The 23039-nt window shown below is 62.5% G+C and carries 17 protein-coding genes, 2 tRNA genes and 3 rRNA genes; 12 read left to right on the top strand and 10 right to left on the bottom strand.

Annotation, left to right across the window (positions count from 1 at the left end; all coding sequences use genetic code 11):
- Position 1: 1 nt before the first annotated feature.
- The gene (locus AC1VNX_RS05055) at positions 2 to 508 is read right to left on the bottom strand and encodes a Csu type fimbrial protein (RefSeq protein ID WP_483155734.1); all 507 of its coding nucleotides are present in this window, start codon (positions 506 to 508) and stop codon (positions 2 to 4) included.
- Between the two features lie 315 nt (positions 509 to 823).
- Between AC1VNX_RS05055 and AC1VNX_RS05050 the strand changes: the two genes are divergently transcribed.
- The 7 genes from AC1VNX_RS05050 (at position 824) to AC1VNX_RS05020 (ending at position 7696) form a co-directional block, all read left to right on the top strand.
- Positions 824 to 1411: an NAD(P)H-dependent oxidoreductase gene (locus AC1VNX_RS05050; RefSeq protein WP_483155733.1), complete on the top strand. Its 588-nt coding sequence runs from the start codon at positions 824 to 826 to the stop codon at positions 1409 to 1411.
- A complete protein-coding gene (locus tag AC1VNX_RS05045; protein WP_483155732.1) occupies positions 1408 to 2685 on the top strand; it encodes an amidohydrolase family protein in 1278 nt (425 codons plus the stop codon). Before AC1VNX_RS05050 ends, AC1VNX_RS05045 begins: the two co-directional genes overlap by 4 nt.
- Positions 2686 to 2705: 20 nt before the next feature.
- On the top strand, positions 2706 to 3569 hold the full coding sequence (locus AC1VNX_RS05040; RefSeq protein ID WP_483155731.1) for a creatininase family protein: 864 nt from the start codon (positions 2706 to 2708) through the stop codon (positions 3567 to 3569).
- Between the two features lie 88 nt (positions 3570 to 3657).
- A complete protein-coding gene (locus AC1VNX_RS05035; protein WP_483155730.1) occupies positions 3658 to 4641 on the top strand; it encodes an ABC transporter substrate-binding protein in 984 nt (327 codons plus the stop codon).
- Between the two features lie 20 nt (positions 4642 to 4661).
- Positions 4662 to 5498, top strand: coding sequence for an ABC transporter ATP-binding protein (locus AC1VNX_RS05030; RefSeq protein WP_483155729.1), 837 nt, complete (start codon positions 4662 to 4664; stop codon positions 5496 to 5498).
- A 2-nt stretch (positions 5499 to 5500) separates the two neighbouring features.
- Positions 5501 to 6307: an ABC transporter permease gene (locus AC1VNX_RS05025; RefSeq protein WP_483161878.1), complete on the top strand. Its 807-nt coding sequence runs from the start codon at positions 5501 to 5503 to the stop codon at positions 6305 to 6307.
- Positions 6308 to 6316: 9 nt separating this feature from the next.
- Complete coding sequence (locus AC1VNX_RS05020; RefSeq protein ID WP_483155728.1) at positions 6317 to 7696, top strand: FAD-binding oxidoreductase; 1380 nt, start codon at positions 6317 to 6319, stop codon at positions 7694 to 7696.
- Between the two features lie 6 nt (positions 7697 to 7702).
- Here the strand turns inward: AC1VNX_RS05020 and lnt are convergent, their stop codons facing one another.
- The 4 genes from lnt to AC1VNX_RS05000 all read right to left on the bottom strand — a co-directional run bounded on the left by lnt (position 7703) and on the right by AC1VNX_RS05000 (position 11579).
- Positions 7703 to 9268: an apolipoprotein N-acyltransferase gene (gene lnt / locus AC1VNX_RS05015; RefSeq protein WP_483155727.1), complete on the bottom strand. Its 1566-nt coding sequence runs from the start codon at positions 9266 to 9268 to the stop codon at positions 7703 to 7705.
- On the bottom strand, positions 9268 to 10146 hold the full coding sequence (locus AC1VNX_RS05010) for an HlyC/CorC family transporter (protein ID WP_126023798.1): 879 nt from the start codon (positions 10144 to 10146) through the stop codon (positions 9268 to 9270). The genes lnt and AC1VNX_RS05010 overlap by 1 nt, the downstream gene beginning before the upstream one ends.
- Before the next feature lie 110 nt (positions 10147 to 10256).
- Positions 10257 to 10985: a GNAT family N-acetyltransferase gene (locus AC1VNX_RS05005; protein ID WP_483155726.1), complete on the bottom strand. Its 729-nt coding sequence runs from the start codon at positions 10983 to 10985 to the stop codon at positions 10257 to 10259.
- Positions 10986 to 11105: 120 nt separating this feature from the next.
- A complete protein-coding gene (locus AC1VNX_RS05000) occupies positions 11106 to 11579 on the bottom strand; it encodes an Lrp/AsnC family transcriptional regulator (RefSeq protein ID WP_093206014.1) in 474 nt (157 codons plus the stop codon).
- Positions 11580 to 11734: 155 nt separating this feature from the next.
- Here AC1VNX_RS05000 and hppD point away from each other — a divergent pair, with 155 nt between their 5' ends.
- From hppD to AC1VNX_RS04975, 5 genes are all read left to right on the top strand, one after another.
- Complete coding sequence (hppD, locus tag AC1VNX_RS04995) at positions 11735 to 12862, top strand: 4-hydroxyphenylpyruvate dioxygenase (protein WP_483155725.1); 1128 nt, start codon at positions 11735 to 11737, stop codon at positions 12860 to 12862.
- 35 nt (positions 12863 to 12897) lie between these two features.
- Positions 12898 to 13704 carry a transporter substrate-binding domain-containing protein gene (locus AC1VNX_RS04990; protein ID WP_483155724.1) on the top strand — a complete coding sequence of 269 codons (807 nt, stop codon included), beginning with the start codon at positions 12898 to 12900 and terminating at the stop codon, positions 13702 to 13704.
- A gap of 31 nt (positions 13705 to 13735) precedes the next feature.
- Positions 13736 to 14611: a phenylalanine 4-monooxygenase gene (gene phhA, locus AC1VNX_RS04985; protein WP_483155723.1), complete on the top strand. Its 876-nt coding sequence runs from the start codon at positions 13736 to 13738 to the stop codon at positions 14609 to 14611.
- 124 nt (positions 14612 to 14735) lie between these two features.
- A complete protein-coding gene (locus AC1VNX_RS04980) occupies positions 14736 to 16433 on the top strand; it encodes an AMP-binding protein (RefSeq protein ID WP_483155722.1) in 1698 nt (565 codons plus the stop codon).
- A 6-nt stretch (positions 16434 to 16439) separates the two neighbouring features.
- Positions 16440 to 17372 carry an MBL fold metallo-hydrolase gene (locus AC1VNX_RS04975; RefSeq protein WP_483155721.1) on the top strand — a complete coding sequence of 311 codons (933 nt, stop codon included), beginning with the start codon at positions 16440 to 16442 and terminating at the stop codon, positions 17370 to 17372.
- A 168-nt stretch (positions 17373 to 17540) separates the two neighbouring features.
- On the opposite strand, the gene rrf is transcribed toward AC1VNX_RS04975, so the two are convergent.
- The 5 genes from rrf to AC1VNX_RS04950 all read right to left on the bottom strand — a co-directional run bounded on the left by rrf (position 17541) and on the right by AC1VNX_RS04950 (position 22763).
- A 5S ribosomal RNA gene (gene rrf / locus AC1VNX_RS04970) occupies positions 17541 to 17653 on the bottom strand.
- A gap of 127 nt (positions 17654 to 17780) precedes the next feature.
- Positions 17781 to 20651, bottom strand: a 23S ribosomal RNA gene (locus AC1VNX_RS04965).
- A 315-nt stretch (positions 20652 to 20966) separates the two neighbouring features.
- Positions 20967 to 21042, bottom strand: a tRNA-Ala gene (locus tag AC1VNX_RS04960).
- A 30-nt stretch (positions 21043 to 21072) separates the two neighbouring features.
- Positions 21073 to 21149: transfer RNA gene (locus tag AC1VNX_RS04955), tRNA-Ile, on the bottom strand.
- Between the two features lie 79 nt (positions 21150 to 21228).
- A 16S ribosomal RNA gene (locus AC1VNX_RS04950) occupies positions 21229 to 22763 on the bottom strand.
- The 16S, 23S and 5S rRNA genes sit together here with 2 tRNA genes alongside, the layout of an rRNA operon.
- Positions 22764 to 23039 lie beyond the last annotated feature (276 nt).

The raw sequence follows: 23039 nt of genomic DNA, 5'->3' as shown, positions 1-23039 counted from the left end.
ATCAGTAGTTGACCTGGACGGTCACGGTGTCGAGGTAGGAGCCAGGCGTCACGTTGACGCTCGCGACCGTGGCCCACACGGGGATCGACTGGGCCGAACCAGTGCCAGTGCCGCTCACGCCGTTGCCGACCGAGGTGGACGTGGCCGTGCTGCCCCAGATCGCGCCGGTGGCGCTCACCGAGCGCAGTTGGTAGGGGATGGTGTCAGTGCCCGTCGGGGGGCTCATCACGCCGGCGCCGGAGGTGCTGTTGTTCGAGGGCAGCAGGCCGATGTTGTAGGGCGTCGACTTGGAGCAGGTCACGCTGATGTTGCTGCTGGCGCTCAAGTTGGTGGCAGAGGAATCGACTGTATTGAAGTTGATGTTGGAGCCGGCGCCCGCCGTCACCGAGCAAGCCTTGGCAACGGTGATCAGAACCTGGAACGTGGCAGTGGCCGGGCTGGTGGCCGCCAAGACTGCGCTGGTGGTGACGGCAAGAACGGCGGCAACGATGAGGGAAGACTTTTTCATGAGGACGGACTCTCGGGTATCGAACGGTTGATGAAGAGAGAAATGAGGCCCAAAGTTCACAAATTTGGGACTGTGAATTTTAGTTAACAATTGGAAGAAATAGTGAGTTGTTGTTACGGCGGCGGTGAAATTCACCGCTCACAACTCGCGTTTCTCGGATTTACGTGACTTTTGTTACGAAATTCCGCCACTCACAAATCCGCCTTCCGACAGTTCCGTAGCGCGGCCGCCACGCCGCCCCAACCCGGTGCGCAGGCACTGGCACGTCGCTTGCATAACCTGACCACTTGCTCTGATTAAGCGGTCAAACACACCATGCGCGTGCTCGTCGTCTACTGCCATCCGGTCGAAACCAGCTTCCACGCCGCCCTGCACCAGGAGGTTCTGAAGAACCTGCGCGCGGCAGGGCACGAGGTGGACGACTGCGACCTCTACGCCGAGGGCTTCAACCCGGTGCTGTCGCGCGAGGAGCGGCTGGGCTATCACGACGTGCCCTCCAACCAGCTGCCGCTCGCGCCCTACGTGGAGCGGCTGCAGTGGGCCGAGGGCATCGTGTTCTGCTTTCCGACCTGGTGCTTCGGGCTGCCGGCGATGCTCAAGGGCTACTTCGACCGGCTCTTCATGCCGGGCGTGGCCTTCGACATCAGCGACCCGGCCAACGTGAAGCCGATGCTCACGCACATCAAGCGCATCAGCGCCGTCGTCACCTACGGGCGGCCGCGCTGGATGGCCATCTACATGGGCGATCCGCCGCGCAAGATCGTCACGCGCTACATGAAGCGGCTGACCGGCCAGCGCGCCAAGGTGGACTACCACGCCCACTACCACATGAACGTCGCGACCGAGCCCCAGCTCAAGCGCTTCATGGCACGCGTGGGGCAAGCCATGGCGCGCTTCGCATGAGCACGCCGTCGCTCCTCGACAACGTGCGCCTGCCGCGCTGGCTGCTGCCGGCCGACTGGCCACAGCACAACGGTGTGCCGGAACTCGCGCGCATCGCGATCGAGGCCGGCCGCGTGCAGTCGGTGCTGCCCGCCACGCTCGCCACGCCCGCTGCGCAGCCTTCTGCCTGGAACCTCGACGGCGCACTGGCCTTGCCCTGCTTCGTCGACGTCCACACGCACCTCGACAAGGCCTTCACCCTGCCGCGCATGAAACAGGTGCAGCCCGGCCTGCTCGGCGCCATCGACGCGATGCTCGCCGACCGCGTGCACTGGACGCCCGCCGACGTGCGCGAGCGCGCCTCGCGCGGCCTTCAGTGGGCCTGGGAATGCGGCACCTCGCATCTGCGCACGCACGTCGACTGGTGGGAGCCCGATGCCGTGCCGATGGCCTGGCCGGTGATGGCCGGGCTGGCGCAGGAGTGGGCCGGCAAGGTGCGGCTGGAGCAGGTCAGCCTCATCAAGCTGCCGCTCTTCGAAGATGCGGCGCAGGCCATGCGCCTTGCGAAGCAGGTGAAGGCCACGGGGCCGCACGCGTTGCTCGGCGGCTTCGTGCACTCCACCAACTGGAGCGAGAACGCGCTGCGCAACCTGCTGGTGTCGGCGCAGGCCTGCGACCTGGACATCGACCTGCACGTGGACGAGGAGCTCAACGCATCGGCAGTGGGCCTGCAGACCACCGCGCGCATCCTGCGCGAGATCGGCTACGAAGGCCGCGTGGTCTGCGGGCACATCTGCGCGCTCGCGGCCCAGCCCGAGGCGCAGGCCTTCGCCACGCTAGACGCGGTGGCGCGCGCGCCGATCACCGTGGTGTCGCTGCCCGCCACCAACCTGCTGCTGCAGGACGCCGTCACCGGCCGCACGCCGCGCCTGCGCGGCATCACGCTGGTGAAAGAGGCGCGCGAGCGCGGCATTCCGCTGCTCTTCGCGAGCGACAACGTGCAAGACCCTTTCTGCCGCGTCGGCAGCTTCGATCCGGTCGAGGCGCTGGGCACGGCCGCGCTGGTGGCGCAGCTCGACGAGCCCTTCGACGAATGGTCGCAGGCGCTGTGCCGCGGCGACTGGCTGCGGCGCGAAGCCGCGCCCGCAAGGCCCACGCTGGTCGGCCAGGGCGTCGACCTCGTGCTGTTCACACAGGCCGATCGCCACGGCTGGCCCTCGCGCACCGCCGGCCGCGTGGTGCTGCGGGAAGGCCGCGTCACGCACGGCGACGCGACGCCCTTCTTTCCTCGCTAACGAACAAACAAGGACTCTCCATGCTCCACGGCTACATCCCGCCCCACCGCTTCCTGCCCTACCTGAGCTGGACCGAAATCGCCGCGCTGCCCGACCGCGAGAACACCGTCATCGTGCTGCCCTGCGGTGCCATCGAACAGCACGGTCCGCACCTGCCCTGCTCGGTCGACAGCGTGATCTGCTCGGGCGTGATGGGCAAGGCGCTCGAAAAGCTCCCCGCCGAGGTGCGCGCCTTCGCGCTGCCGACCATCACGTACGGCAAGTCGGAAGAGCACCTGCACTTTCCCGGCACGATGACGCTGACCGGCACCACGCTGCTGTCGACGGTGATCGAGATCGGCGAGTCGGTGTACCGCTCGGGCTTTCGCAAGCTGCTGTTCGCCAACGGCCACGGCGGCCAGCCGCAGGTGCTGGAGATGGCGGCGCGCGAACTGCGCCTGCGCCACGGCGATTTCGTGGTGGTGCCGCACGGCGTGTCGCGCCTGCCGAGCGCGGCCAGCAAGCAGGTGAGCGAACAGGAAAAGAAGCTCGCGATGCACGCCGGCCATTCCGAGACCGCGCTGATGCTCGCGCTCGCGCCCGAGACGGTGCACATGGAGCACGCGGTCGCCAACTTTCCGCCCCCCTTCCCGATCAAGCTGCTTTCGGCCGATGGCCGCCCGGCCTGTGCGTGGACCTCGCGCGACTTCGGCCCGAGCGGCGTGATCGGCGACCCGACCACCGCCACGCGCGAGCAGGGCGAAGCCATCCTCGACACGCTCTCCGACAGCTGGGCGCAGGCGCTGACCGAGCTGCATGCGCTGCGCTGGGTGGTGCGCGAGGAAGCCACCTGGGAGCGCGGGCACCAGCAAGGCTTCATCCAGCAGCGCTTCCACCCGGCCTGAGATGGGCCTGAGCCCGCTTCTTGCAACGGCCGCTTCTCCTTTCCTGTTTTCTTTCTTCTTCAACTCCCTGCCCTCGAGAGGTTCACCCATGCGCTCCTTCGCACTGTCCGTCGCCGGCGCCGCCGCCATCGCTTTTCTCGCCGCCACGCCCGCGCAGGCCGAGGACAAGTTCACCTACATGACCAACTGGTACGCGCAGGCCGAGCACGGCGGCTTCTACCAGGCAGTGGCGCAGGGCATCTACAAGAAGTACGGCCTCGACGTGACCATCAAGATGGGCGGCCCGCAGGTCAACATCACGCAGATGATGGCCGCCGGCCAGGCCGACTGCATCATGGGTTCGAGCGACATCCAGATGATGCAGGTGCGCGAGGGCGGCGTGCCGGTGGTCAACGTGGCCGCCTTCTTCCAGAAAGATCCGCAGGTGCTGATCGCGCACGACGACGTGAAGAAATTCGAAGACCTGAAGGGCAAGACGCTGCTGATCGGCGCACAGGCCCAGCGCGGCTACTGGCCGTGGCTGAAGGCCAAGTTCGGCTTCACCGACGAACAGACGCGGCCCTACACCTTCAACATCCAGCCCTTCGTGGCGGACAAGAACACCGCGCAACAGGGCTACCTGACCTCCGAGCCCTACGCCATCCAGAAGGCCGGCGTGAAGAGCACCGTGCTGATGTTCAGCGACCACGGCTTCCCGGCCTATGCGACCACCGTGTCGTGCATGGAGAAGACCGTGAAGGAGCGCAGCAAGCAGGTCGCCGCCTTCGTGAAGGCTTCGGCCGAAGGCTGGAAGAGCTACCTCGCCGACCCGGCGCCCGCCAACGCGCTCATCAAGAAGGACAACCCCAACATGACCGACGACCAGCTAGCCTACAGCGTGGCCAAGCTCAAGGAGATGGGAATGGTCACCGGCGGCGACGCGGCCAAGCTGGGCATCGGCGTGATGACGGATGCGCGCGCCAAGGCGAGCTACGACTTCCTGGTGTCGGCAAAGCTGCTCGACCCCGCCAAGGTCGAACTGGCGAAGACCTACACGACCGAGTTCGTGAAAGACGCGAAGGTCCTGCCCTGAGCGCGCCAAGGCCCCGCCGCATGAACCGCATCGATCCCCAGACGCTGGCGCCGCCGCCGCAGCTCGCACCCGCCGTGCCCGCCGTCGAGGTGCTCTCGGCCGAGAAGACGTACCCCAACGGCACGCAGGCGCTGCTGCCGGTGGACCTGTCCATCGCCGAGGGTGAATTCGTGACGCTGCTGGGGCCCTCGGGCTGCGGCAAGAGCACGCTGCTGAAGATGGTGGCGGGCATGCTGGAGCCCAGCGACGGGCGCCTGCTGGTGTGGCGCCGGCCGGTGGCGCAGCTGCACGAGAGCTCGCACAAGATGTCGTTCGTGTTCCAGTCGCCCACGCTGATGCCATGGGCCAGCGTGCGCACCAACGTGCGGTTGCCGCTGGACCTGGCCGGCGTGCCGCGCAGGGAGGCCGACGCGCGGGTGATGGAATCGCTCGCGCTCGTGGGGCTGGAGAAATTCGCCGACGCGCTGCCGCGCGCGCTCTCGGGCGGCATGCAGATGCGCGTATCGATCGCGCGCGGCCTCGTCACGCAGCCCGACCTGCTCCTGATGGACGAGCCCTTCGGCGCGCTCGACGAGATCACGCGCCACAAGCTCGACGCCGACCTGCTGGAGCTGTGGCGCAAGAAGAAGCTCACGGTGATCTTCGTGACGCACTCGATCCACGAGGCGGTGTTCCTGTCGAGCCGCGTGGTGATGATGGCCGCGCGGCCCGGCCGCGTGGTGGAGGAGTTCCGCATCGACGAACCCTATCCGCGCAGCGCCGACTTCATGGTCACGCCGGAGTTCGCGCGCCATGCGAAGCAACTGCAGGACAGCCTGCTGCGCGCCAGCAGCGCCGATGAGGAGGCCGCGCGATGATGATGAAGAAACCCGTTCCCCTGCTGAACCAGCCGCGCGTGCAGCGCGTGCTCTACCCGGTGCTGATCGGCGTGGTGCTGGTCGCGCTGTGGCAATGGATGGTGGTGGCCATGGAGCTGCCGCCCTACCTCGTGCCCTCGCCCTACCTGATGGTGCAGACACTGGTGACCGACTGGGCGCCGCTGGGCAATGCGCTGCTGGTCACGCTGAAGATCACGGTGCTGTCGTTCCTGCTGGCCACGGTGGCGGGCGTGCTGATCTCGTTTCTCTTCGTGCAGAGCAAGCGCATCGAGACCGCGCTCTTCCCGTACGCGGTGCTGCTGCAGGTCACGCCCATCGTGGCGGTGGCGCCGCTGATCATCATCTGGGTGAAGAACCCGGTGGCGGCAATGACGGTATGCGCCGCGCTGGTGGCGCTGTTCCCGATCATCAGCAACACCACGCTGGGGCTGCGCAGCATCGACCCCGACCTGCAGAGCTACTTCAAGCTCAATCGCGCGACGCGCTGGCAGCAGCTGGTGCGGCTGCGCATTCCGAGCGCGCTGCCCTACTTCTTCGGCGGCCTGCGCATCTCCAGCGGCCTCGCGCTGATCGGCGCGGTGGTGGCCGAGTTCGTCGCGGGCACCGGCGGCTCGGGCGCGGGGCTGGCCTATCAGATCCTGCAGGCGGGCTTCCAGCTGAACATTCCGCGCATGTTCGCGGCGCTGCTGCTCATTTCCCTCACCGGTGTCGCGCTCTTCGTGCTGATGGCCTGGCTCACCAAGCTGGCGCTGGGCTCATGGCATGCGAGCGAACTTTCCCAGGATTGAACCTTGACCATGAACGCCCCTGTTTCCGCCATCGAGCAGCTGCTGCTCGAACTCCCCGACCTCGACTGGATCACCGACGAAAGCCGCGTCACGCGGCTGTCCTCCGACTTCTCGTGGTTCAGCCCCGTGCTGGTGCGCCAGCTCAAGGACAAGCGCGCCGACGTGGTCGTGCGACCGCGCACCGAGGAAGAGATCCGCGCGGTGATCGGCGCCTGCGCGCGCCGCTGCGTGCCCATCACCATCCGCGGCAGCGGTACCGGCAACTATGGCCAGACCACGCCGCTGGCCGGTGGCGTGGTGCTCGACATGACGGGCTACAACAGCTGCCTGTGGGTGAGGCCCGGCGTGGCGCGTGCCCAGGCCGGCATCCGCCTCGGGGAGCTGGAGAAGCAGACCAAACCCACGGGACAGGAGCTGCGCTGCGTGCCCTCGACCTACCGCAGCGCCACGCTGGGCGGCCTCTTCGGCGGCGGCTTCGGCGGCGTGGGCTCGATCAACTACGGGCCGCTGGGCGCGCCCGGCAACGTGATCGGCATCCGCGCGATGACCATCGAGGCCGAGCCGCAGGTGGTGGAGCTGCGCGGCGCCGAGGCGATGCGCATGCACCACCTGTGGGGCACCAACGGGCTGGTGCTGGAGCTGGAGATCGCGCTGGCGCCTGCGCATCCGTGGCTGGAAACGCTGGTGACTTTCATCGACTTCGAAAGCGCGTTGAACTTCGCGGACAAGCTGGCGCACGCGCCGGGCATCGTGAAGCGCGGCGTGACCTTCTTCGCGGCGCCCATCTCCGATCATCTATCGCAGCTGGCCGCGCACCTGCCCAAGGGCTGCCACACGGTGCTGTCGCTGGTGGCCGAGTCGTGCGAACCCGCGATGCTCCAGTTGGTGGAGGCGCACGGCGGCACGGTGAGCTACCGCAAGACGGCTGCCGAGGTGCAGAAGAGCAACCGCACGCTGATGGAATTCACCTGGAACCACACGACGCTGCATGCGCTGAAGGTCGACCCCAACCTCACCTACCTGCAGAGCGGCTTCATCCCCGGCAAGCATGTCGAGCAGGTCATCGAGATGGAGAAGCTGCTGGGTGGCGAGCAGGGCGAGGTGATGATGCACATCGAGTTCCTGCGCAACGTGGCCGGCCTCATGACCTGCAGCGGGCTGCAGCTGGTGCGCTTCAGCACCGAGGAGCGCCTGCAGGAGATCATGCGCATCCACCGCGAGCACAACGTGCACATCAACAACCCGCACGTGAACATCGTGGAAGACGGCAAGGCCGGCGGGCCGCTGCCACCGGAAGTCATCGAGGTGAAGAAGCGCTTCGACCCGCTGGGACTGCTGAACCCGGGCAAGCTGCGCGACTGGCCGGTGAAGGCGGCCGCGGCAGCCTGACCGATTTCAGTTCTGGCGGCGGCCCTGCACCCAGGCCACCGCCACGATGGCCATGGCCAGCAGCCACAGCGGCCAGAGGCCGAAGGGTGCCACCCAGCGCGCGAAGGGCGTGAGGCCGCGACGGCCTTCCACGTTCGCCTCTAGCACGCCGCGCGTGAGGCGCGGGAGCTCGTGCGTGACGCGGCCCTGGGCGTCGATCACCACGGTGGCGCCGGTGTTGGTGGAGCGCACCATCGGCCGCGCGAACTCGAGCGCGCGCATGCGCGAGATCGACAGGTGCTCGTCGATGGCCACGGTATCGCCGAACCAGGCGATATTGCTCACGTTGAGCAGGATGGTGGGTGCCGTGGCCTCGTCGCGGAAGTTCGCGCCGATCTCGTCGCCGAACAAGTCCTCGTAGCAGATGTTCGGCGCGATGCGCTGGCCCTGCCAGACGAAGGGCGCCTGCGCGAGCCCGCCGCTCGCGAAATCGCCGAGCGGGATGTTCATCATCTGGATGAACCAGCGAAAGCCCCAGGGAATGAATTCGCCGAAAGGCACGAGGTGGTGCTTGCTGTAGGCGTAGGGCTGCGCGTCGCCAGGACGGAAGCCCAGCACCGCGTTGCTGTAAGTGCCCTGCCCTCCCAGCGGCAGGCCGACGATGGCGGCCTGGTTGCCCTGGCTGTAGCGGGCCTTGATCGCTTCCAGGTAGCCGGCGGGCAGCTGCCGTGGCAGCAGCGGCAGTGCGGTTTCGGGCGTGACGACAAGCGAGGCCTGGGCATCGCGCAGTTGTTCGCCGTACCAGCGCAGCGCGGTCTCGATGCCGCCGCCGGGAATGAATTTCTCGTCCTGTGGGATGTTGCCCTGCAGGAGTGCGACGCTCAGGCTGCCGGCCGCGCCTTTGGCGCCTTGCACATCGTCGCGCAGCGCGGGCACAAGGTTCGGCACGGCGAACACGAGCGCGATCAGCACCACGCCCTGCACGGCTTCCACGATGCGGATCGGGCGATGCAGCGCGACCAGCGCAACGGCCAGTGCTGCTGCGGCACCGATGCCGTAGACGCCCACCCATGGCGCAAGCGCCGCGAGCGGTCCCTCGACATGCGCATAGCCGCCGGCGCCCCAAGGGAAGCCTGTGAACCAGCTGCCACGAACCAGCTCGGCCAGCGTCCAGAGCGCGGCGAAAACCAGCGCGCCCGTCACCCGGCCCTTCGGCCCCCGCACGACGAACCACGCCGCGGCGACTGCGTAATAGAGGCCCAGCGCAGCAGCCAGCGCGAGCACGGCGATGGCCGCCAGCGGCGCCGGCAGGCCGCCGTAGGTATGCATCGAGATGAAGAGCCACCAGAAGCTGCCGGTGAGCCAGGTGGTGGAGAACAGCCAGCCGTGCAGCCCCGCGCGGCGCCAGCCTGCGCCCTGCGAACGCAGTCCATCGAGCAGCCACACGAATGCGCCGAGCGACAGCAGCTGCAGCCACCACAGCGGCTTGCCGCCCACGGGCGAAGCCATCGAGAGCGCCTGAGCAAGCCCGGCGGCGACGAAGCCGATCGGACGAAACAGGGAGGCGAAGGAGGAAGCCGGCGCGCGAGCCATCAGTCGGCCGCGTCGCCGCCGCGCGCCGGGGACACCTTGAACCAGCGCACCGCGCCGCCCTTGGTGTGCAGCACGACGAAGTCGAAGCCGCCGATCGCATGGTGCTCGCCGCGCTTGGGCACGTGGCCCATCTCGTGCGCGATGAGCCCGCCGATGGTGTCGAAGTCTTCGCTGAGCTGTTCTTCGTCGAACACGATGCCGAAGGCCTCGGCGACGCGCTCGATGGGCGTGTCGCCCGAGACGCGGTAGGTGTGGTCGGCGAGGCCGAAGATGTCGCCCTCGTCCTCGGCGATGTCGAACTCGTCCTCGATCTCGCCGACGATCTGCTCGAGCACGTCCTCGATGGTGATGAGGCCGGCCACGCGGCCGAACTCGTCGATGACGATGGCCAGGTGGTTGCGGTTGCCACGGAACTCGCGCAGCAGGTCGTTCAGGCCCTTGCTTTCGGGAACGAAGGTTGCCGGGCGCAGCAGCGCGCGGATGTTCAGGCCCGGCGCGCGCTGCAGCTTGAGCAGGTCCTTCGCGAGCAGGATGCCGATGATGTTTTCCTTCTCGCCCTCGTACACCGGAAAGCGCGAGTGCGCGGTGTCGATGACCAGGTGCAGCAGCGCGTCGAAGGGCGCGTCGATGTTCACCAGGTCCATGCGCGGCGCGGCGACCATCACGTCGCCGGCAGTCATGTCGGCCATGCGCAGCACGCCTTCGAGCATCACGCGCGACTCCGCGCCGATCACCTCGTTGTCCTCGGCGTCCGCCAGGGTTTCGATCAGCTCGTCGCGCGAATCAGGGCCGGGGTGGATGAATTCGGCGAGTTTCTGGAGAAAGCTGCGCTTGTCTTCCCGTTCGACGGGAGCGCGTTCAGGGTGAGGTTCGGCCACTGCGGGAGGGCGGAGTTGAGGAGGGACAAGGATACCGGATTGCGTGTGACACGCTCTACCGGGCACTCCCTCAAGGGTAAGAACGGAGGCGGCCACCAGGGCCGCTGGGCTCAGGGCGCCGACTTCTTCCGGGCATCGCGCATGCCGCTGCGCACTTCCTGCAGGCTGGCGAGGAAGGCCCAGAACTGCTTGGCGCGGCTCTTGAGCGCGAAGTCGACAGCGGCATAGTGCTCCAGGGCGATCTCGCTCATGCGGCTGTCGAAAGTGGCGCTGGGCAGTTCGAGATGGGCCTCGGCTTCGGAGCCGCTGCGCACCACGGTGGCGCCGGCGTTGCGGGCGATCTTCAGCATGGCGGCGTTTTCGCTCAGCGCATGGATGAAGAGCATGCCCACGCCTTCGTTGCGCGCCACGACCACGGCGCGCTCGAACAGGCGGGCGCCATAGCCACGGCCGCGGGCGTGGGCCGAGACGGAAACGCCGAACTCGGCGCAGTCGCTGTGCTGGTCGCCTGGCGCGAAGGCCAGGTGCGCCATCGCGATCAGGTCGAGACGGCGGTTGTAGATGCCGAAGAGTTCGTCGCGCTCGAAGTCGAGGCTGTCGACGTAGCGCTGGACCTGCTCGTCGGCCGCCGCGTAGCCGAAGCGCAGGTAGCGGTCGTGCGGGGTGAGGTCGAGCAGGTGGCGGGCGATGCGCTCGCGTTCGCGGGGGCCGATCGAGCGGATCGGCACCATCACCGGCTGAGGCGCGCTGACTGCGCGTGGTTGCGCCTCAACCATTGGCGCCTTCAGGAAAGAGCCAATGCCGAGAGACGCTTTGAGAAGGGTCTTGGCGGTAAGCATGGCCCAACTTTAAGGGTTTTCCCTTAAACAACAAGTCTACAAGGTCAATCTCTGGACACATTTGTGACCCAGTACCGGGCTGCGACCGACCGGTGTAGCACCCCAGCAACCGAAATGTGGCTAAACGGGCACAGCTGTTGTGGCTTTGACACGATCCAGCACGAAGCTGGTCTTGCAATCTTCCACGCTGGGGTGCTTGAGCAGGGTGTCCATGATGAAGCGGCTGTAGTGGGCCATGTCGGCCACCACCACCCGCAGCAGGTAGTCCATGTCGCCGGTGAGGGCCGCGCATTCGACGACCTCGGGCCAGGTCTGCACGCTGGCGCGGAACAGGTCCATGGGGTTGCGCTTGTGGGTCTCGGTGTGCTTTTCGAGTCGCACGTTGAGGTAGGCGGTTAGCCCCAGGCCGATGGCTTCGGGCTGCACCAGGGCAACGTAACGGTCGATGACGCGATGCTCTTCCAACCGCTTGACCCGCCGCAGCACGGCGCTGGGCGACAGGCTCACCTGCTCGGCGATCTGGTCGTAGGTGGCGCGGCCGTCCGCTTGCAGCGTGCGCAGAATGAGCCTATCAATCTTGTCCAGTGCTTCCATTTCTCCATTCTTGCAGTTTTACTGCGCAAGAGCCACCATGGGCGCGTGGAAACGCAGAAAACCTGAGAAGCATCCACCCTACATTGCATGACCGGCCGATTTCGCGCCCTGTTATTCGTTCGATTCATTCAATCCCCACCCACCGGAGACCGCACATGAGCCAAGCCGACGCCCCCGCCTTCACGCCCTGGGAGAACCCCATGGGCACCGACGGCTTCGAATTCATCGAGTACGCGGCACCCGATCCTGTCGCCATGGGCAAGGTGTTCGAGCGCATGGGCTTCAAGGCTGTGGCCAAGCATCGCCACAAGAACGTGCTGCTTTATCGCCAGGGCACCATCAATTTCATTCTGAATGCGGAGCCCGATTCGTTCGCGCAGAAATTCGCACGCGAGCACGGTCCGAGCGTGTGTGCCATCGCCTTCCGCGTGCAGGATGCCAAGCAAGCCTACGAACGCGCCACGGCACTCGGCGCTTGGGGCTTCGCCGACAAGGCCGGCCCCGGAGAGCTGAACATTCCCGCCATCAAGGGCATCGGCGACAGCCTGATCTACCTGGTGGACCGCTGGCCCGGCAAGAACGGGGCGAAGCCCGGCGACATCGGCAACATCGGCTTCTACGACGTCGACTTCGAGGCGCTGCCCGGCGTCACGCCGGACCAGGCGCTTTCCCCGTTCGGCAACGGCCTGACCTACATCGACCACCTGACGCACAACGTGTATCGCGGCCGCATGAACGTCTGGGCCGGCTTCTACGAGAAGCTCTTCAACTTCCGCGAGATCAAGTACTTCGACATCGAAGGCCAGGTCACCGGCGTGAAGAGCAAGGCCATGACCAGCCCCTGCGGCAAGATCCGCATCCCGATCAACGAAGAGGGCAAGGAGCAGGCCGGCCAGATCCAGGAATACCTGGACATGTACCGCGGCGAAGGCATCCAGCACATCGCGATGGGTTCGGACGACCTGTACAAGACGGTCGACGCGCTGCGCGCCAACGGCGTCACGCTGCTGGACACCATCGACACCTACTACGAGCTGGTCGACAAGCGCATTCCCGGCCACGGCGAAAGCGTGGAGGAGCTGCACAAGCGCAAGATCCTGATCGACGGCAAGAAGGACGCGCTGCTGCTGCAAATCTTCAGCGAGAACCAGCTCGGCCCGATCTTCTTCGAGTTCATCCAGCGCAAGGGCGATGACGGCTTCGGCAACGGCAACTTCAAGGCGCTGTTCGAAAGCATCGAGCTCGACCAGATGCGCCGCGGGGTGCTGAGCGCCGCAAAATAAGGGCCCCATCCCTTATTCACGCTTCTGGAGCACGCATGCGCAGCTGTACGCCTTCGATCGGTCTGACCTTCATTGCGGCGGCTGCCGCCCTTCTTTCGGGTTGCGCCATGACGCCGGCAGCCACGCCGGCCGCCGGCACCTCGCACCTGGACACGGTGCAGAAGGCCGCGGTGCTGCGCATCTGCACCCCGGGCGACTACAAGCCCTTCAGCTTCCAGAAGCCCGACGGCGCCTTCGAGGGCATCGACGTCGACCTGATGGCCGGCTTCAGCGCCAGCCTCGGCGCGAAGCCCGAGTGGATCAAGACCACCTGGGCCAACCTGCTGCCCGACCTGACCGCCGGCAAGTGCGACATCGCCGTGGGCGGCGTGTCGGTCACCACCGACCGGCAGAAGCGCGCCTTCTTCAGCGCGCCCTACATGGTCAACGGCAAGACGCCCATCGCGCGCTGCGCCGACGTGGCCAAGTACCAGAGCGTGGCCGCCATCGACAAGCCGTCGGTGCGCGTCATCTTCAACCCGGGCGGCAGCAACGAGCGCTTCGCCCGGGCCAATTTCAAGCAGGCCAAGCTCACGCTGCACGGCGAGAACGTGACGATCTTCGACGAGATCCTCGCCAACCGCGCCGACGTGTTCGTCACCGAGGCGGCCGAGGCCATCACGCAGCAAAAGCTCAAGCCGGGCCTGTGCGCGGTCAATCCCGACAAGCCGCTGCAGTACGGCGAAATGGCCTGGATGCTGCCGCGCGACGACGTGGCCTTCAAGTCGTACGTCGATCAGTGGCTGCACCTGCAGCAGGCCGGCGGCGACTTCCAGCGGACGATGGACCGCTGGCTCAAGTAAACAAGCAAGCAACTCAGGACAGAGCTCTTTCATGGAATCCGCCGCCGCTGCCGTTGTCACTCCTGCCGTCTACGGCGCCTCCGATCGCCCGCCCCGCGGCGACTACTCGCGCGGCGGCGCAGTGCTGGCCGACTACACCTGCCCGCAGGACTGGGCCAGCTACACGCCGGCCGACCACGACACCTACCGCCGGCTCTACGAGCGGCAGGTGGCGCAGCTGCCAGGGCTGGCCTGCGACGCCTTCATCAAGGCGCTGCCCTCGCTGGGCGTGAAGGACCGCATCCCGCGCTTCGACGAGCTCAACGAACGGCTGCACCGCGCGACGGGCTGGGAGATCGTGGCGGTGCCAGGGCTGATTCCTGAACTGCCTTTCTTCACGCTGCTGGCGAACCGCAAGTTTCCAGTGACGGACTGGATCCGCAAGCCGGAAGAGTTCGACTACATCGTCGAGCCCGACGTGTTCCACGACCTGTTCGGCCACGTGCCGATGCTGTTCGACCCGACCTTCGCCGATTACGTGCAACGCTATGGCCAGGGCGGCATCAAGGCGCATGAGCTGGACGCGGGCGAGAAGCTCGCGCGGCTCTACTGGTACACGGTGGAATTCGGACTGATCCGCCAGCCGGACGGCCTGCGCGCGTACGGCGCCGGCATCCTCAGCTCGGTGGGCGAACTCAGGCATGCGGTGCTCAGCGAGGAGCCGCGTCGCCTGCCTCTCGATCTGCTGCGCACCATGCGCACGCGCTACAAGATCGACACCTACCAGGCCAACTACTTCGTGATCGACAACTTCCAGCAGCTGTTCGACCTCACCGAGCCCGATTTCACGCCGCTGTACGAGTCGCTGAAGGTCGCGACCGACATCGAAGCCGGTGTGCTGCTGCCGGGCGAGTCCGGCAAGGCCTGAGACTTCGAAGGGTTGTTCCCGCGCGCAGCTATCGCGCGCGCGACAGCGCATGCCCTTCCCCTAGGACAAGCCCGCTGGTCGCGGAGGCAGAGTGCCTTCCACAATCCGCGCCAAAGGAGCTTGCATGCAGACCACCACATCCGCACGACAGAACTATCCGGCCGGCGTGCCGCACGAGATTCATCCGGAGCAGTACCGCTCGTTGCCCCAGATGTTCGACGAGGCTTTTGCCCGCTATGCAGACCGGCCGTTCTCGGTCTGCATGGAGCGCTGGATGTCGTATGGCGAGCTCGATACGCTGTCGAAGGCGCTGGGCGCCTGGCTGCAGTCGCGCGGGCTGGAGCCCGGTGCGCGGGTGGCGATCATGCTGCCCAACATTCCGCAGTTTGCGGTCACCATGTGCGGCGTGCTGCGCGCGGGGTACACGTGCGTCAACGTCAACCCGCTCTACACGGCGCGGGAGCTGGAGCACCAGCTGAAGGACTCCGGCGCAACGGCCATCGTCATCCTCGAGAACTTCGCGGCCACGCTCGAAAAGGTGATCGAGCGCACGCCGGTGAAGCACGTGGTCATGACGTCGATGGGCGACCTGCTGGGCGGCTTGTATGGCGCCTGGATCACGGTGGCCGTGCGCCATCTTGCAAAGCTGGTGCCGGCCTACAAGCTGCCGCTGAGCGACGGGCGCAGCGTGACGCCGTTCAGCCAGGCGATTGCCGAGGGACGCGGCCGCACGCTGGGGCCTGACCAGAGCACGCTCGACTCGATCGCCTTCCTGCAGTATACGGGCGGCACGACCGGCTTGTCGAAGGGCGCGGTGCTGACCCACCGCAACATCGTCGCAGCCACGCTGCAGGCCGAGGCCTGGTTCACGCCGGCGCTGTCGCGGGCGGGCGATCTGGCGAAGGTCAACAGCATCGCAGCGCTGCCGCTGTATCACATCTTCGCGCTGACGCTGTGCCTGCTGGTGATCCGCCAGGGCTCGCACATGACGCTGATCCCGAACCCGCGCGACTTCGACAAGTTCATTGCGGTTCTGAAGAAGCGGCCCTTCCACATGCTGCCCGCGGTGAACACCTTGTTCAATGCGCTGCTGATGCACCCGGACTTCAAGTCGATCGACTTCTCGACGCTGTTCGTCTCGCAGGCGGGCGGCATGGCCGCATCGGAAGGCACGGCGCGCAAGTGGTTCGAGGCCACCGGTTGCCCCATGATCGAGGGTTGGGGTATGAGCGAGACATGCGCGATCGGTACAAACAATCCGGTGTCGAACACCGAGTTCACCGGGACGATCGGGCTCCCGCTGCCCAGCATCGAGATTGCGATCAAGGATGACGAAGGGCATTCACTGCCCGTCGGTCAGCCCGGGGAGCTCTGCATCAAGGGGCCGAACGTGATGACGGGCTACTACAACCAGCCGGCCGAGACTGCCGCCGCCTTCACCGCCGACGGCTTCATGCGCACCGGCGACATCGCCGTGATGCAGGAGGACGGGTACAGCCGCATCGTCGACCGCAAGAAGGACATGATCCTGGTGAGCGGCTTCAACGTGTTCCCGAACGAGCTGGAGAACGTGATCTCGCTGTGCCCTGGCGTCGTGGAGTGCGCGGCGGTGGGCGTGCCCGATGAGAAGCAAGGCGAGGCCATCAAGGTCTTCGTGGTCCGCAGGGACCCGGCGCTTACCGAGGATGCGGTGCTGCAGTATTGCCACTCGCAGCTCACGGGCTACAAGCGGCCGAAACACATCGAATTTCGGGAGTCGCTGCCGAAGACCAATGTCGGGAAGATCCTGCGGCGCGAGCTTCGCGTCAACGCGGGAGCCTGAGCGGCGATGAGTCATTCGTCGGCGAGCGCAGGGCTGCCGGCGGGTGTCGTCGTGTTCGAGCGCGGGTGGTTGTCTTCGAACAATGTGCTGTTCGTGGGCGGCGACGAGACAGTGCTGGTCGATACGGGGTATGTGACGCATTCGGAGCAGACCTTGGCGCTGGTCGAGTCGGCGCTCGGGGATCGGCCGCTCGACCGGATTCTGAATACACATCTGCACAGCGACCATTGCGGGGGGAATGCTGCACTGCAGGCGCGCTATCCGTCGGTTCACACGGAAATCCCGCCGGGGGAGGCTGCGTTTGTGGAGAGCTGGGATCAGCAGAGGCTGAGCTTTCTGGCCACGGGGCAGAGCTGTCCGCGATTCCGGTTTACGTCGTTGCTGTTGCCGGGGGCCGAGTGCCTGCTTGGCGGCAGGCCGTGGCAGGTGCATGCGGCACCGGGGCACGATCCTCACTCGGTCATTCTGTTCGACGAGGCATCGCGGACGTTGATTTCAGCGGATGCCTTGTGGGAGAACGGGTTCGGTATTGCGTTTCCCGAGTTGGCGGGGGAGCCGTCGTTCGAGGAAGTAGGTGCGACTTTGGATTTGATCGAGAAGCTCGCGCCTCAACGGGTGATTCCTGGGCACGGGGCTGTGTTCGACGATGTTGGCAAGGCTCTGTCCGTGGCGCACCGACGACTCGACGGATTGAGGCTCGATCCGGTCAAGCATGCGCGGCATGCGATCAAGGTCTTGATGAAGTTCAAGTTGCTGGAGGTGCAGTCGATCTCGCTGGAAGACTGGGATGCCTGGCTTCGAGGCACGCCCTATCTCAATGCGATCCGATCGCGCTTCTTCAGCGATGTCGCGCTGGATCTGCTGACCGGAGAGATCTTGGCGGAATTGGTAGCTGCTGGTGCAGCCGAGGTGAGTCACACGGATCTGAGCAACCGTTAATTGGCAGTGCTCTCGTCCTCGCGGCCTTTCTGCCCTCTCTGTCTTTGCTTTCGCTGCCCGCTCTATTTCCCTTTCTTTGCGGGCGTGTTTTTTCTTATTGATCGATTTGTGACGCGCAAAGCAAAAACCCCCGATCGATATCGACCGGGGGTTTTTGGGGCTGTAAGAGCCTGACGATGACCTACTTTCACACGGGAACCCGCACTATCATCGGCGCTGAGTCGTTTCACTGTCCTGTTCGGGATGGGAAGGAGTGGGACCAACTCGCTATGGTCATCAGGCATAAAGGGTTGTCCGACTGATCACGCGATCAATCAAACGAATTCATAGAGTTTGGAATCAGCTTTTGGCGAATTATTTTGAATGCGTCAACTTGGCATAACACCTTGATCTGACGATCAAAGTTATAGGGTCAAGCCGCACGAGCAATTAGTATCAGTTAGCTTAACGCATTACTGCGCTTCCACACCTGACCTATCAACGTCCTGGTCTTGAACGACTCTTCAGGGGGCTCAAGGCCCCGGCAGATCTCATCTTGAAACGAGTTTCCCGCTTAGATGCTTTCAGCGGTTATCTCTTCCACACTTAGCTACTCGGCAATGCCACTGGCGTGACAACCGATACACCAGAGGTGTGTCCACTCCGGTCCTCTCGTACTAGGAGCAGGCTTCCTCAAATCTGCAGCGCCCACGGAAGATAGGGACCAAACTGTCTCACGACGTTTTAAACCCAGCTCACGTACCTCTTTAAATGGCGAACAGCCATACCCTTGGGACCGGCTACAGCCCCAGGATGAGATGAGCCGACATCGAGGTGCCAAACACCGCCGTCGATATGAACTCTTGGGCGGTATCAGCCTGTTATCCCCAGAGTACCTTTTATCCGTTGAGCGATGGCCCTTCCATACAGAACCACCGGATCACTATGTCCTGCTTTCGCATCTGCTCGACTTGTCAGTCTCGCAGTTAAGCACGCTTATGCCATTGCACTATCGTCACGATGTCCGACCGTAACTAGCGTACCTTCGAACTCCTCCGTTACGCTTTGGGAGGAGACCGCCCCAGTCAAACTGCCTACCATGCACTGTCCCCGATCCAGATAATGGACCTAGGTTAGAACCTCAAACACACCAGGGTGGTATTTCAACGTTGGCTCCACAAGATCTAGCGACCCTGCTTCAAAGCCTCCCACCTATCCTACACAGATCTGTTCAAAGTCCAATACAAAGCTACAGTAAAGGTTCATGGGGTCTTTCCGTCTTTCCGCGGGGAGATTGCATCATCACAAACATTTCAACTTCGCTGAGTCTCAGGAGGAGACAGTGTGGCCATCGTTACGCCATTCGTGCAGGTCGGAACTTACCCGACAAGGAATTTCGCTACCTTAGGACCGTTATAGTTACGGCCGCCGTTTACTGGGACTTCAATCAAGAGCTTGCACCCCATCATTTAATCTTCCAGCACCGGGCAGGCGTCACACCCTATACGTCCACTTTCGTGTTTGCAGAGTGCTGTGTTTTTAATAAACAGTCGCAGCCACCGATTTTTTGCAACCCGTTCATGCTCCGCTGTTCGCTTCACACTAATAGGGCACACCTTCTTCCGAAGTTACGGTGTCAATTTGCCGAGTTCCTTCTCCTGAGTTCTCTCAAGCGCCTTAGAATACTCATCTCGCGCACCAGTGTCGGTTTGCGGTACGGTCGTTGTTAGCTGAAGCTTAGTGGCTTTTCCTGGAACCTCGTTCAATCACTTCACCAGCAAGCTGGCTCGATCGATGGCCTCGGTATATGTGCACCGGATTTGCCTAATGCACGCCTACATCCATCTAAACCGGGATATCCAACACCCGGATGACCTATTAAGATCCGTCCCCACATCGCACTAACAATCGGTACAGGAATATTGACCTGTTTCCCATCAGCTACGCATCTCTGCCTCGCCTTAGGGGCCGACTCACTCTACGCCGATGAACGTTGCGTAGAAAACCTTGCGCTTACGGCGAGGGGGCTTTTCACCCCCTTTAACGCTACTCATGTCAGCATTCGCACTTCTGATACCTCCAGCACGCTTTACAACGCACCTTCACAGGCTTACAGAACGCTCTCCTACCACTTGCAATAAATTGCAAATCCGCAGCTTCGGTAACTGGCTTAGCCCCGTTACATCTTCCGCGCAGGACGACTCGATCAGTGAGCTATTACGCTTTCTTTAAATGATGGCTGCTTCTAAGCCAACATCCTGACTGTTTTAGCCTTCCCACTTCGTTTCCCACTTAGCCAATTTTAGGGACCTTAGCTGGCGGTCTGGGTTGTTTCCCTCTTGAGTCCGGACGTTAGCACCCGGTGCTCTGTCTCCCAAGCTGTACTCTTCGGTATTCGGAGTTTGCCTTGGTTTGGTAAGTCGCCATGACCCCCTAGCCAAAACAGTGCTCTACCCCCGAAGGTAATACTTGAGGCACTACCTAAATAGTTTTCGGAGAGAACCAGCTATTTCCAAGTTTGTTTAGCCTTTCACCCCTATCCACAGCTCATCCGCTAGTTTTGCAACACTAGTCGGTTCGGACCTCCAGTACCTGTTACGGCACCTTCATCCTGGCCATGGATAGATCACTTGGTTTCGGGTCTACACCCAGCGACTGATCGCCCTATTCGGACTCGATTTCTCTACGGCTTCCCTATTCGGTTAACCTTGCCACTGAATGTAAGTCGCTGACCCATTATACAAAAGGTACGCAGTCACCCTTGCGGGCTCCTACTTTTTGTAAGCACGCGGTTTCAGGATCTATTTCACTCCCCTCCCGGGGTTCTTTTCGCCTTTCCCTCACGGTACTAGTTCACTATCGGTCAATGATGAGTATTTAGCCTTGGAGGATGGTCCCCCCATATTCAGACAGGATTTCTCGTGTCCCGCCCTACTTGTCGTTAGCTCAGTACCACACAGGTCATTTCACGTACGGGGCTATCACCCGCTATGGCCAGCCTTTCCAAGCTGTTCCGTTATGTCTTGTGCTATCACTAACAGGCTTCTCCGATTTCGCTCGCCACTACTTTCGGAATCTCGGTTGATGTCTTTTCCTCGAGCTACTGAGATGTTTCAGTTCACCCGGTTCGCCTCGTTACCCTATGTATTCAGATAACGATACCTTTCGGTGGGTTTCCCCATTCGGAAATCTCCGGATCAAAGCTAATTTGCCAGCTCCCCGAAGCTTATCGCAGGCTATCACGTCCTTCGTCGCCTATCATTGCCAAGGCATCCACCACGTGCTCTTATTCACTTGACCCTATAACTTTGACGTTTCCTCACGGAAACCAAAGTCAATCAAGGAATTACCAGGCCTTTCACCTGGCGCGTTATGCCGTCTTCAAATCGATTTGACTCGAAATTGAAGTTTCTTTTGACGCAATCAAAAATTCTATGTTGCTGATGGCACGGTCTGCACTAAACCTTTACGAATGTGCAGTTTCCATCAGCAACGCTGATTCGACTCTATGAATTTTTAAAGAACAGCCGATTGATCAAGAGATCCTGATCAACAACAAAGAAGCCTCATGCTTTCGCAGGAAGCCGCTTTGGTGTTGAATAAGCATCGAGTTGTTGGTGGAGGATGACGGGATCGAACCGACGACCCCCTGCTTGCAAAGCAGGTGCTCTCCCAGCTGAGCTAATCCCCCTCAAACTCTCACACGAGATATCAGAAGATTTGGTGGGTCTAGTTGGGCTCGAACCAACGACCCCCGCCTTATCAAGACGGTGCTCTAACCAGCTGAGCTACAGACCCATATCGACGACCTTGACGATCTCGACTTCTTCCAACAACCGATAAGTGTGGACGTTTAAATTAAATTGCCTGTTTCCAGAAAGGAGGTGATCCAGCCGCACCTTCCGATACGGCTACCTTGTTACGACTTCACCCCAGTCACGAACCCTGCCGTGGTAATCGCCCTCCTTGCGGTTAAGCTAACTACTTCTGGCAGAACCCGCTCCCATGGTGTGACGGGCGGTGTGTACAAGACCCGGGAACGTATTCACCGTGACATTCTGATCCACGATTACTAGCGATTCCGACTTCACGCAGTCGAGTTGCAGACTGCGATCCGGACTACGACTGGTTTTATGGGATTAGCTCCCCCTCGCGGGTTGGCAACCCTTTGTACCAGCCATTGTATGACGTGTGTAGCCCCACCTATAAGGGCCATGAGGACTTGACGTCATCCCCACCTTCCTCCGGTTTGTCACCGGCAGTCTCATTAGAGTGCCCAACTGAATGTAGCAACTAATGACAAGGGTTGCGCTCGTTGCGGGACTTAACCCAACATCTCACGACACGAGCTGACGACAGCCATGCAGCACCTGTGTTACGGCTCTCTTTCGAGCACTAAGCCATCTCTGGCAAATTCCGTACATGTCAAAGGTGGGTAAGGTTTTTCGCGTTGCATCGAATTAAACCACATCATCCACCGCTTGTGCGGGTCCCCGTCAATTCCTTTGAGTTTCAACCTTGCGGCCGTACTCCCCAGGCGGTCAACTTCACGCGTTAGCTTCGTTACTGAGTCAGTGAAGACCCAACAACCAGTTGACATCGTTTAGGGCGTGGACTACCAGGGTATCTAATCCTGTTTGCTCCCCACGCTTTCGTGCATGAGCGTCAGTACAGGCCCAGGGGATTGCCTTCGCCATCGGTGTTCCTCCGCATATCTACGCATTTCACTGCTACACGCGGAATTCCATCCCCCTCTGCCGTACTCCAGCAATGCAGTCACAGATGCAGTTCCCAGGTTGAGCCCGGGGATTTCACAACTGTCTTACATCACCGCCTGCGCACGCTTTACGCCCAGTAATTCCGATTAACGCTTGCACCCTACGTATTACCGCGGCTGCTGGCACGTAGTTAGCCGGTGCTTATTCTTACGGTACCGTCATTAGCCCTCTTTATTAGAAAAGGCCGTTTCGTTCCGTACAAAAGCAGTTTACAACCCGAAGGCCTTCATCCTGCACGCGGCATGGCTGGATCAGGCTTGCGCCCATTGTCCAAAATTCCCCACTGCTGCCTCCCGTAGGAGTCTGGGCCGTGTCTCAGTCCCAGTGTGGCTGGTCGTCCTCTCAGACCAGCTACAGATCGAAGGCTTGGTGAGCCTTTACCTCACCAACTACCTAATCTGCCATCGGCCGCTCCATTCGCGCAAGGTCTTGCGATCCCCTGCTTTCATCCGTAGATCGTATGCGGTATTAGCACAGCTTTCGCTGCGTTATCCCCCACGATTGGGCACGTTCCGATGTATTACTCACCCGTTCGCCACTCGCCGCCAGGATTGCTCCCGCGCTGCCGTTCGACTTGCATGTGTAAGGCATGCCGCCAGCGTTCAATCTGAGCCAGGATCAAACTCTATAGTTCGATCTTGATTTTTGCGTCCAATCTCGCGATTGAACAAAACTCACAAAAACGGAATTGAAGTGAACTTCACTTCTATTCTCATGAGCGTTTTAAGTCTTGCGACTTGTTCCGAAGAACTTGTGCAATTACCTTCAAACGCCCACGCTTATCGGCTGTAATTTTTTAACGATCACCGAAGCAACTTGTCGTTTACTTCGTTTGCTTGCTGCGATCAGCGAAGCCTTGTAGTCTAGCACGATTTTTAAAGAATCGCCAAACTTTTTTCGCTTTCCATTT

The organism is Variovorax sp. TLI9-5A (genome assembly GCF_056867935.1).
This window is presented reverse-complemented; position numbering and strand designations above follow the sequence as displayed.